Genomic DNA, 10173 nt, shown 5'->3' on the forward strand with positions numbered 1-10173 from the left:
TCTAAATTTAGGACGGGGTTAAAATATAGTTGTTTAATCTTGATGTAAGATACTTCACTACACTAAAAAATATAACAATAAAGTCGTTTAAAAATCTAAAATTATAAATTTAAAGCGTTATGAAGAATGAATACGAATCAACGCTTCCGCATGATTAATGCTTTCTTTTAAATAAATTGACGAATTGGGGTGGTTTAATATTTCTTCAGTAGTTAACCATAATACCTCTTCAACCTCATCGGGACTTTTAGAAAATGCTTCCCCCGATTCATATTCGCAAAGAAAAACAATATCCACAACATTTTCACCTGTATCTGTTACGAATGATGTACTATGTATATAATTTAGCCTGTCTTTTACGCTCACGTATAAAAACTAGTCAAAACTAAAATCCAATGTCCAAGAAATAAGGTCATAACGATAAAGGAATGTCGATAAGGACGGTTTAAATATTTACGATTTTTAAGAGTTGTAAAAATAAAAGCTAGCGTTATGAGAATGATTAGAATAACGAAAGCAAGTAAAAGTAATGTAAATGACATAGCAAAACTCCTTTAATACATTTGTTTCATTGTAGTTTTTAGAAGAAATGAATCAATCATTTCATATGCTTGTTTTGTAGATTGTTCGTTATAGTTTGTAGTATAAGGATCCAGAAATCCATGATTTCCTGGGAACTGTTGTATATGTAGAAATGGGTTGTTTTGTCTTTGTAATGTCGCGATAAGAGAAGAAATGGAACAGTTCAATTCTGTTTCTGGAAAAATTACAAGAGTAGGGCATGTAGGAATAATATAAGAGTAGTCTCGTATGCGAGAGCCATAGCAACCAATAATAAAAGTAACTTTTGGATTGTTACTGCATAGCCAAGAGATGGTTGCCCCAATACTAAAGCCTATGAGTCCTATGTATGGGTAGTCTTTTGCTAGTGTTTGAATCATTTCTTCAATTTTTTCTTTTCCATGTTGGAATCCAACGTTTTGCATAAAATGCAAGTAAGCTTTTTTTGCATCATTATAATGAAAGGGAGCATCTAGCTGTAAAAGACTTGGGCAGAAGATATCTATCTGTGGTGAAGAAAACCTGGATATGACATCCTGCATATGCTGATTTATGCCGTATATTTCGTGAACAACAATCAGAGCTACTTTGTTCTTCATTGATTATAAACCTTTCCTCTGAAAATTATATTCTCTTTCTACAACACATATTTTCATATGAAAGCTTTCATACCATTGTTCACGTCCTCTTTGTCTTGCTATAGTATGTGCTGCTTTTTCTCTCCATTGTTTAATTGCTTCAAGTGAATCCCAATATGAAATTGTAATACCGAGACCAGATGCATCCCGTACGCTGTCAACGTTTATAAAGCCAGATTGCCCTTTAGCGAGTTTTTCCATTTCTTCAGCGACATCGTCATAATCAGTCGTGTCTTGTGAAAGCTTGGAAGTGAATATAACTGCATAATAAGGTTCGTTACTTTGCGTTGTATCCCTCATCGTATCCCTCCAAATATACTTATGGATTGTATCATAAAGATTGAATAGTATGTCTTTTGAGTATAAAAATGTTTTGAGAAATATCCCGTACCATATTGGGATAACTGTTGAAAAAATAGAAATTTACGTTATTCGTGCAGTGATGATAAAAATATTTGGAAAGACAAATCATACGGCATACAAGAAAAACCCCACTTCAAATAAAACTGAAGTGGGGTTTCTTATATTTCTTCTAGGCTATTAACTGGAACTGTTAATTCGCGATCTGGATTCGTTGCATCATATATGCGGGCGGTTTCATTGCTTTCATCAACATGTTGAATCATAACGGGCATGCCTTGAAAACTGACATGTGCTTGTTCTGATGATTCGGAAAGCTCTTTTGCACGTTGTACATTCATTCTTACATTCCTCCCATCTTTATTATTTTTGCTGAAAAGGAGGAATAATATACCATTTTGAGATGGGTTTAAAGTTTTTGTATTATTTGTAATGTTTCTTTAATAAACACAGTAAATGTCGAATCAGGGAATTCTTGTATAGCATGAAAAGCTTCTGTTGCTTCTTGAAGCGCCTTTTGCTTATTTTTGAGTTCCATATAACAAAGGGCACGGTAAGCCCCCCCAGTTATAATCCATGCTTGGTCTAGTGGGTGAAACATATAATCTGGAATTGTCGCTTGCTGTAATGTTTCTAATGCTGCTTCATATCGCTTAAGGCCGTATAAAGCCTTTCCTTTTTCTAGGTAATAAATCCCGTCCTCTTGAAAGAGCGGTTTATCTTGAAGTTTTTTTCTAAATAAATCTAGATGTTTGAGAGCTAATGTATATTCACTTGTTATTGTATTATAATAATAAGCTTTTAATATATCTATAATCGCAATAGATAAAATATTTTCTGTGAAAACGGCAAATTGTTCGGATTTTTTTATATAGTGTAGATATTTATTTTCATCTGCTACTATTACATTTTGGTAGGAGAGAATTCGATAAAATTCATCTGTTTTATAATACACTTGATTTTCTTTTGAGAAGTCAAGAGCTTGTAAGATAATTTTTTCGCACCCTTCATAATCACCATATGCGAGTAAAACAATTGCCTCACATAAGAATAATTCTATTTGTATAATAAGATCCATTTCTAATTGTTTTGCTTCATACTCTTTTCGAATAGAGGTAAGAAGTTCTAGGCATTCTTTATATTTTTTATGGACAAATAATACATAACATAGCTTTAAACTAGTTTGTGTACTTTCACGATATAAAGTATACTTTTGAAAAATTTCTACGGCTTTTTCAATATAGGAATGTATGCTGTAATCTTTCATATTAAATGCAACGCTTATAAATTGTTTATATAAACGAGCTGTACTTAAAGTAGGTGGTAGTTCTTTTTGAACAATAGGTAGCAGTGTACGATAAGCTTCTTCAAATTGATTATTTTTTATAGCTTGTTCCATTTTTGGAATCAGCTTTGTTACTTCTTCATTGTCCTCCTCTAGTAAAAAACTTGCTTCACATTCAAGCTGATTAGCAAGATATTGTAATGTCTTCATAGAAGGTGCTGCTTTCCCATTTTCAATTTGACTCAGCATACTTTTCGTTAGCTCTGAGCCAGCTAATTGTGTCTGAGTAAGACGCTTTTCTTTTCGTAATGCTTTAATTTTTTCACCAAGAGTAGCCATATTGTTGCTCCTTTATCACAAAAAAGTTAAATACAATTAAACTTTTTGTTGTCGAAATCTGAAAAATGATTATATAATAAGTTTAACACAATTTAACTTTTAAGGGGAGAGTGACGTAATGGGGGATGTAAGTATAAGTCAAAATGATCCAAGAATCAAAATTGCAACGAGAAATATCATTTTGATGATGATTGGAAAAATGACTTCTTTATTAGGTGCAGGGATTTATACGTTTGCAATGGGGTTATATGTTTTAAAAACGACGGGATCAGGCGTAGGTTTTGCAATTACGCTTATTTGCGGTTCTATTCCAAGAATGGTATGTGGACCAATTGCTGGGGCTGTGGCAGACCGAATAAACAGACGGTGGGTTGTTATTGTTGCAGATTTATTAAGTAGTCTTATCATGTTCACGATGTTTGCACTTTCTACTTTATTTGACATTTCACTTCTATTCATCTATGTATCTGCAGCACTGTTATCGATATGTGCAAGTTTCTATTCTGTTTCTTTTACGGCTTCTATTCCAACTTTAGTTGACAGTGCACGTATTCAACAAGCGAGTTCTTTAAACCAAACAGCGACAGCACTTTCGACTATTTTAGCACCAGTTATTGGTGGAATGGTGTTTGGTTTGTTTTCAATGAAATTCTTTTTTCTGTTAAATGGTATTACATTTTTTTTAGCGGTAATTGTACAGTTCTTTATTGCATTTGATCTGTATAAAGTACAAGCAGAACTGAAGAAAGCTCATTTTTTATCCAGTATTAAAGAAGGATTCTTATATGTAAAAAGACGTGATGATATGTATACGATGTTAAAAGTGTTTATTTGGATTAATTTCTTTGGCAGTGCACTGTTTGTTGCACTTCCGTATATTATCATTCAAAACTTACGTTTATCGTCTCAGCAACTAGGTGTTGTGGAAGGAATGTTGGCGGTAGGAATGCTGGTTGCATCAATTGTTTTATCTGTTCGTAAGGAAATGAATAATTTATTTCGCACGGTTCGCATTAGTTTATTTGTCTTAGCGGGTTTGTATTTGTGTACTGCATTTCCGTTATTAGTTACAATTCCAGGGACGGTAAGTTTTATTTACTATATAATTTTTATGCTTATTTTTGGAATGACGAGCATTTCCATCAATGTTCCCCTTCAAGTATATGTTCAGAAAACAACTGATTCACAATATTTAGGACGGGTTTTTGGATTAATTGAAACAATTTCTACGGCAATTACGCCTCTTGGAATTATTTTGTATGGATTTTTATTAGATATAATGCCAACTAGTATGGTAATGGTTATTTCGGCTATTGGAGTATGGATGGTAGTATTATTAGGGATGAAACAAATGGATGTGAAAAAACAAGTGGATGTATCAGCGTAGGTGTAGAATGTATGTTTATAAAAAGACTTCATTATTAAGGAAAATGAAGTCTCTTCTTTTTTGAAAGTGTTTTTTAGTTATGATACATTAAATGAAGAAGTCCATGTGGAATACTGAGAGAGGGAGAAGTACAACATGAAGTACAAAATATTGGTTATGCTATGTGCATTGTTTGCAATGGCTGGATGTAGCAGTAATTACGATATCCAAGTTGATACAGGTATGCAGGCATTAAAAGATGAGAAATATAGTGACGCAATTATGTGGTTTGAAAAAGCAGAAAAAGAAAAATCTACGAACGAAGCAAAAGCCTATAAAGAAGTTGCTAGCCTGATGGATCATGGTGCAACGGCGTTAAAAGATGGTAAATATTTAGAAGCAAAGGATGACGCGAACCAAGTATTACAAAAGAAAAAGGATGCATCCCTTGAGAAATCTGTAAAGTCAAACGCAGAAAATATGCTTCAAAAGGCAAAAGACATGGAAGAAAAAGAAAAGGAAAGAATTGCAAAGCAGAAAAAAGTGGACGAAGAAGGAATTGATAAAGTAATTAAAGCGGTAGATAGTATTGATGAAGTAAAAGAAAAGCAGAAGAAAGCTGGAGAAGTATTGGATAAAGCTGAAAATGCAAAAGAAAAAATAGAATCGAAGAAAAACTAATAGAATAGTATTTGAAAAGGTATGTATGAGGCTGTCGTTTGTTACGACAGCTTCTTCTTTTTGAACGTTTTTTAACAAATTGAAAAATTTTTTAAAAGATAGGAAATATTTGGTATGATGGAAATGTTGAAAGGGTTTTCTACAAATCATAAGGGGGCTATGAAATGGGAAAATTAGATGGAAAAGTTGCTTTTGTCACTGGTGCTGCAATGGGGAATGGTGCTGGAATTGCCCATGTATTTGCTGAATTAGGAGCGAAAGTATTACTTGTTGATATTTCAGACAAGGTTCATGAAACAGCAAAAGAAATTGTTAGTAAGGGGTTAGAAGCAGCTAGTTACGAAGTAGATGTAACTGACTTTGCAGCTGTAAAAGAAATAGCAAAAGATGCATACGAAAAATATGGGAAGATTGATATATTAGTGAATAACGCAGGAGTTATTCGTCTTGCTAACTTTTTAGAGATGTCAGATGAAATGCGTGATTTTCAATTTCAAGTAAATATTAACGGTGTGTGGAACTTCTCTAAAGCAGTCTTGCCATATATGATTGAGAAAAACTATGGAAAAATCGTGAACATGTCATCTGTAACAGGAACGCTAGTTGCAGATGAAGGAGAAACAGCTTATGCGACAACAAAGGCCGCTATTTGGGGATTTACAAAAGCGTTAGCACGTGAAGTAGCCAAGCATCATATTACTGTAAATGCGATTTGTCCAGGCTATATTATGACGCCAATGGCAGAGCAAATTGCAAATGAGTCCGATCCAAATGAACCGAATAGTATTATTGATGGAATCGCTTCAGGCGTTCCGTTAGGTCGTTTAGGGAAGATTGAAGAGGTTGGTCAATTAGCTGGTTTCCTTGCATCAGATGAATCAAGTTACATAACAGGGACACACATTGTAATTGATGGTGGAAGTACGTTGCCAGAAACGGTTTCTGTTGGTGTGGAATAATATTTAAATATAGGAGGAATCTTAATGTTTTTAGGGTTTCTCCTATTAGGGTAATTTTTCGTATAATTAGAAAAATCAATTTTGTTACAATAACTTAAATTTCCACTATTTCATCAAAAAAAGGAATATAATAAATGTATAACCTATTACAAGGAAGTGTAATTTATGAGTACTGTAGCTATCGTATATGGTATTATTCTTTCTACTATTATTGCTTTATTTGTTTTTGGAGTTTCACGTTATATCCACAAATGGAAAGAAGGGATTGCAAAGTTAAATCATATTGAAGAAGAACTTAGCGATTTAATGTTACATCATGGTAAGTAAAGAGGTTTATTTTTCAGTTAAATAATGTGAAGGATATCACAAAACATGCTAGCATTGTGGAGCATGTTTTTTTGTTATGTAAAAACGATAGTAGATAGGCACATTCGTTCCATTTCTTCCATACGATACAATGTTAAGTATGAAATGTTGGGAATAGAAAAGAGGGATCGAATGGCTAATTCAGGATATGTTCCAGATAATAAAAACTTAAAGAAAAGTTCTGGGACACCAAATCTTTTCTTTGACTCACGAGAAAATGTATTTTTTAAACGAGATGATAAAAATATTGCTTATGAAGTGACTTCAACACAATTACCAGCAATGATTGGAGGAGCGTTTGTCGATCTTTTTATGACGAAAGGTCATATGAGGGAACCACATTGGCATCCAAACGCTTGGGAATTAGATGTCATCGTTTCTGGAGAAGCAATTACTTCTATTTTAAATCCAGAAACAAATCAACTGCAAAATTATCGAGCAAAAGCTGGACAAACGGTATTTATTCCAATGGGTTGGTGGCACTGGATTACGGCTGTATCAGAAGAAGCCCATTTACATCTCTTCTTCAATAATGATCAATTTGAAACAGCTGAGGGTTCAGATGTACTTAGAATGACCCCACCAGAAGTATTCCAAGTCGCTTACGGTGTTAATGCTGAACATTTAGCTAAGGATCTTGCACCTATTAAAGGATCTGTTGTGATTGGGCCACCTAATTTAAAGCGTTCTATGGATGAACAACGGTCCGATATAGTGGTTGTACTAAATGGAGAGGTAACTTCGTGTGAGGTAGAGTAGCCCTTGTTCTCGAGTGAGGGCTATTTCATTTGTGCGTTTCTAGCAAAATACTGTATTTTTTTACATAACCTCCCTTTATATATTYGATATAATAGATATATTGATAAATGGTATTTTGTTAGGGGAGTAATATAGTGAAGGTGTTAAAGGTTATAGGATGGAGTATTTTTATTATTATAGCAATCATCATAGCGATTTTAGCGATTATGGGATATTACTATTCAAAAGAAGATCCAAACTATGTGCTGGATTACATAAAAGAGCATAAGAATGAGCAAACATGTTCATTAATGATTAGAAGAAATGGTGAAATTTTAGCTACTGTGAATGAGAATAAAAAACTACCATTAGCAAGTATGGCAAAAATAGTAGTAGCAGTGGAATTTGCAAAACAAGTTTCAGAAGAAAAGATAAATCCACAGGAGCAAATTCCATTACAGGATTTAGAAAAATACTACGTACCAGACACAGATGCTGGAGCACATCCTGCATGGTTAGAGAATGCAAAAATAAGAAATGCAATAAAAAATGAAAAGCTTTCTTTAGAAGAAGTAGCTCGAGGTATGATTCACTTTAGTTCTAATGCAAATACAACCTATTTATTAGAAAAATTAGGACTCGAAAGAATAAATAATAGCTTAAAAGAATTAGAGCTAAATAGCCATGATGCATTCTATCCATATACATCCCCCTTATATATGAGAGGATATGTAGAAAAAGAACTGAATGTACCTAAAGATCAATCATTAGAAGTGTTACGTAAACTGTCTATGGATGAATATAGAAAGCATGCTTTGAAAATACATGAATGGATGAAAGATGAAGCGGAATGGAAAAAACACAATATACCATTAAAAGTTGACATGGAATTTCAACGTATTTGGTCTGATAGGCTAGTAAGGGCAACTGCAAAAGACTATATGAGTCTAATAGGGAAAATCAATAATAGAACTGCTTTTCCAAAGCCAATGCAAGATGAGATTGAGAAGATTTTTAATGGGACTGTTGGAGATAGCATATATGAACATGCTGGTAAAAAAGGAGGTTCAACTCCATTTGTATTGACAAATAGTTTTTATGGTACAGATAAAGAAGGAAACAAGGTTGAAATAGTCTTTATGTCTAATGATTTAGATTCTATGGAATCACAAAAACTTAAGAATAACTTAGATTATTTTATTCGATCTGTAGTAACGAGTGAGGAATTTAGAAAAAAGTTATAACAATATAATTTTATTATGTAAACAAAAGGTGCTTTTTTCATGAAGTGCCTTTTGTTTGTTATACAGCAAAAAATATTGAAAGGAATTGGTCAATATCTAATAGAATCAATTTGGATAGAAGAGAAAGTAAAAAGGAGGGATTTTATGACTCAAATCTATTTTGTTCGTCATGCTCATTCTGTCTATACACCGGAGGAAAGAGAACGCCCATTATCCGAAAAAGGACGGAATGATGCGCAAAGTGTGGCAGAGTTATTAAAAGAAGAGAAAATTGATGTTGTAATTTCTAGTCCATACAAACGAGCGATTCAAACTGTCCAAGGAGTTGCAAATCAATTTCAATTACCTATGAAAATTGAAGAAGATTTACGTGAGAGACTATTAAGTAAAGAACAGGTAGAAGATTTTGAGGAAGCAATTATGAAAGTATGGGAGAATCCCGCCTTCTCGTTTGAAGGCGGGGAATCAAATGATATAGCACAAAAACGTGGTGTCAAATGTATTCAAAATATATTAAAACAATATAAAGGGAAAAATATTGTAGTTGGTACCCATGGAAATATTATGGTGTTAATAATGAATTATTTTGATTCTACATATGACTATCATTTTTGGAAAACACTCGACATGCCAGATGTATATAAATTGACTTTTAATGAAGAGAGTTTACTTTCTACTGCAAGAGTAGAAGAGCGCACTAAAATATAGAAACAGGTCATCATGTGAATAATTTGTAAAATTTTATCGAGAAAGCAGGAAAGAACGGGTTTGTTAGAGAAGTATGCTTTTGTAACATAAAAAAATGCGTGATAAAGGAGGCTGTTTACATGTTTGAGAAAGAGAAGGGGTTAGTAGATCATCCAGAAGGACTCATTGAAGTTCATAACGTATATGAAATTGTGCCACCTGATGGAACAATTATTGGTATGGCAACACCAGAAGAGATGGAAGTTGCTGCCGAACTCGAATTACAGCACTATGCCTATTCTCGTTTACTAGAAGCAAATATTCAGTTAGACGGTTCCTCCTACAAGGATATACTTCAGGAGTTCCAGGAGTATGAAAGAAAGTCAATAGGGTTTTGGCGGGCATTACATAAACGCTTAGCTGTACCTTGGGCATGGGTACTTCGTGTTGATGTTGCAAATGGACCTATATATGTGAATAATGGAAACTCGTATTATGATGGTAATGAAGACGAGGAAGATTATGAATAGATGAAAAGGCAAGAAAGCAGTGAAGGCTGCTTTCTTTTTTGCATGTTTATTTAATTTTAGAATGCTCATTGTTTTCAGGGGCATGTACGTCACTTACTTCGAAGGAATGGATTGCCTGAATTATGATATCAGGGCGATCACTTTCGATTCCATGACTAGCATTTTGAGCGAGAATATATCGGCTGTTTTGGGAGAGCATACGTTGTTCTTGAATAAGTTCTTGCCATGTTTTTTCAAGTTTTATAGCTTCTTCATTAGGCATTCCCTCTTGAATCATTTGCCCGATAGAATGATTGGGATCTCTTCCAATGACGATTAATGGTGTTTTTAATGTGACTTTAAGTCGCTTTATTCTATGTGCACAAGATTTCCATTCTGAAAGCTCAGAAGTAGTAGCCTTATATAAGAAAGGGGATGTA

14 protein-coding genes and 1 pseudogene are annotated in these 10173 nt (G+C 33.7%); 8 read left to right on the forward strand and 7 right to left on the reverse strand.

Features of this window, described 5'->3' with window-relative positions; genetic code table 11:
• Window positions 1-117: 117 nt before the first annotated feature.
• The 6 genes from AC1DIT_RS24990 to AC1DIT_RS25015 all read right to left on the reverse strand — a co-directional run bounded on the left by AC1DIT_RS24990 (window position 118) and on the right by AC1DIT_RS25015 (window position 3183).
• Window positions 118-297 carry an NUDIX hydrolase gene (locus AC1DIT_RS24990; protein ID WP_229161556.1) on the reverse strand — a complete coding sequence of 60 codons (180 nt, stop codon included), beginning with the start codon at window positions 295-297 and terminating at the stop codon, window positions 118-120.
• Between the two features lie 65 nt (window positions 298-362).
• Window positions 363-542, reverse strand: coding sequence for a hypothetical protein (locus AC1DIT_RS24995; protein ID WP_016114273.1), 180 nt, complete (start codon window positions 540-542; stop codon window positions 363-365).
• A 12-nt stretch (window positions 543-554) separates the two neighbouring features.
• Window positions 555-1160 carry a dienelactone hydrolase family protein gene (locus tag AC1DIT_RS25000; protein WP_016132692.1) on the reverse strand — a complete coding sequence of 202 codons (606 nt, stop codon included), beginning with the start codon at window positions 1158-1160 and terminating at the stop codon, window positions 555-557.
• A gap of 3 nt (window positions 1161-1163) precedes the next feature.
• Window positions 1164-1499, reverse strand: coding sequence for an antibiotic biosynthesis monooxygenase family protein (locus AC1DIT_RS25005; RefSeq protein ID WP_016132693.1), 336 nt, complete (start codon window positions 1497-1499; stop codon window positions 1164-1166).
• A 221-nt stretch (window positions 1500-1720) separates the two neighbouring features.
• On the reverse strand, window positions 1721-1900 hold the full coding sequence (locus tag AC1DIT_RS25010) for an H-type small acid-soluble spore protein (protein ID WP_006094378.1): 180 nt from the start codon (window positions 1898-1900) through the stop codon (window positions 1721-1723).
• Between the two features lie 68 nt (window positions 1901-1968).
• Window positions 1969-3183 carry a helix-turn-helix domain-containing protein gene (locus tag AC1DIT_RS25015; protein ID WP_016132694.1) on the reverse strand — a complete coding sequence of 405 codons (1215 nt, stop codon included), beginning with the start codon at window positions 3181-3183 and terminating at the stop codon, window positions 1969-1971.
• A 118-nt stretch (window positions 3184-3301) separates the two neighbouring features.
• On the opposite strand from AC1DIT_RS25015, the gene AC1DIT_RS25020 reads away from it, so the two are divergent.
• From AC1DIT_RS25020 to AC1DIT_RS25055, 8 genes are all read left to right on the forward strand, one after another.
• Window positions 3302-4570 (forward strand): MFS transporter, encoded by a 1269-nt coding sequence (locus AC1DIT_RS25020; RefSeq protein WP_016114278.1) that lies wholly within the window; start codon window positions 3302-3304, stop codon window positions 4568-4570.
• Between the two features lie 135 nt (window positions 4571-4705).
• The gene (locus AC1DIT_RS25025) at window positions 4706-5230 is read left to right on the forward strand and encodes a DUF4398 domain-containing protein (protein ID WP_016114279.1); all 525 of its coding nucleotides are present in this window, start codon (window positions 4706-4708) and stop codon (window positions 5228-5230) included.
• 164 nt (window positions 5231-5394) lie between these two features.
• Window positions 5395-6189: an SDR family oxidoreductase UcpA gene (gene ucpA, locus AC1DIT_RS25030; protein ID WP_016132695.1), complete on the forward strand. Its 795-nt coding sequence runs from the start codon at window positions 5395-5397 to the stop codon at window positions 6187-6189.
• 165 nt (window positions 6190-6354) lie between these two features.
• Window positions 6355-6516: a hypothetical protein gene (locus tag AC1DIT_RS25035; RefSeq protein WP_016132696.1), complete on the forward strand. Its 162-nt coding sequence runs from the start codon at window positions 6355-6357 to the stop codon at window positions 6514-6516.
• 171 nt (window positions 6517-6687) lie between these two features.
• A complete protein-coding gene (locus AC1DIT_RS25040; RefSeq protein ID WP_033671093.1) occupies window positions 6688-7314 on the forward strand; it encodes a cupin domain-containing protein in 627 nt (208 codons plus the stop codon).
• 134 nt (window positions 7315-7448) lie between these two features.
• Window positions 7449-8537 carry a serine hydrolase gene (locus AC1DIT_RS25045; RefSeq protein ID WP_016132698.1) on the forward strand — a complete coding sequence of 363 codons (1089 nt, stop codon included), beginning with the start codon at window positions 7449-7451 and terminating at the stop codon, window positions 8535-8537.
• Between the two features lie 144 nt (window positions 8538-8681).
• Window positions 8682-9245, forward strand: a complete 564-nt coding sequence (locus tag AC1DIT_RS25050; RefSeq protein WP_016132699.1) for a histidine phosphatase family protein — start codon at window positions 8682-8684, stop codon at window positions 9243-9245.
• 119 nt (window positions 9246-9364) lie between these two features.
• On the forward strand, window positions 9365-9754 hold the full coding sequence (locus AC1DIT_RS25055) for a hypothetical protein (RefSeq protein ID WP_016114284.1): 390 nt from the start codon (window positions 9365-9367) through the stop codon (window positions 9752-9754).
• A gap of 46 nt (window positions 9755-9800) precedes the next feature.
• Here the strand turns inward: AC1DIT_RS25055 and AC1DIT_RS25060 are convergent.
• Window positions 9801-10173: pseudogene (locus tag AC1DIT_RS25060) on the reverse strand (alpha/beta hydrolase); the annotation flags it as partial.

Source organism: Bacillus sp. 05T22 (assembly GCF_056396765.1).

Excerpts from the sequence above, each read along its gene's own strand:
- AC1DIT_RS24995 (WP_016114273.1), bottom strand. The coding sequence starts at position 542 with ATGTCATTTACATTACTTTTACTTGCTTTCGTTATTCTAATCATTCTC.
- AC1DIT_RS25000 (WP_016132692.1), bottom strand. The coding sequence starts at position 1,160 with ATGAAGAACAAAGTAGCTCTGATTGTTGTTCACGAAATATACGGCATA.
- AC1DIT_RS25005 (WP_016132693.1), bottom strand. The coding sequence starts at position 1,499 with ATGAGGGATACAACGCAAAGTAACGAACCTTATTATGCAGTTATATTC.
- AC1DIT_RS25010 (WP_006094378.1), bottom strand. The coding sequence starts at position 1,900 with ATGAATGTACAACGTGCAAAAGAGCTTTCCGAATCATCAGAACAAGCA.
- AC1DIT_RS25015 (WP_016132694.1), bottom strand. The coding sequence starts at position 3,183 with ATGGCTACTCTTGGTGAAAAAATTAAAGCATTACGAAAAGAAAAGCGT.
- AC1DIT_RS25020 (WP_016114278.1), top strand. The coding sequence starts at position 3,302 with ATGGGGGATGTAAGTATAAGTCAAAATGATCCAAGAATCAAAATTGCA.
- AC1DIT_RS25025 (WP_016114279.1), top strand. The coding sequence starts at position 4,706 with ATGAAGTACAAAATATTGGTTATGCTATGTGCATTGTTTGCAATGGCT.
- ucpA (WP_016132695.1), top strand. The coding sequence starts at position 5,395 with ATGGGAAAATTAGATGGAAAAGTTGCTTTTGTCACTGGTGCTGCAATG.
- AC1DIT_RS25035 (WP_016132696.1), top strand. The coding sequence starts at position 6,355 with ATGAGTACTGTAGCTATCGTATATGGTATTATTCTTTCTACTATTATT.
- AC1DIT_RS25040 (WP_033671093.1), top strand. The coding sequence starts at position 6,688 with ATGGCTAATTCAGGATATGTTCCAGATAATAAAAACTTAAAGAAAAGT.
- AC1DIT_RS25050 (WP_016132699.1), top strand. The coding sequence starts at position 8,682 with ATGACTCAAATCTATTTTGTTCGTCATGCTCATTCTGTCTATACACCG.
- AC1DIT_RS25055 (WP_016114284.1), top strand. The coding sequence starts at position 9,365 with ATGTTTGAGAAAGAGAAGGGGTTAGTAGATCATCCAGAAGGACTCATT.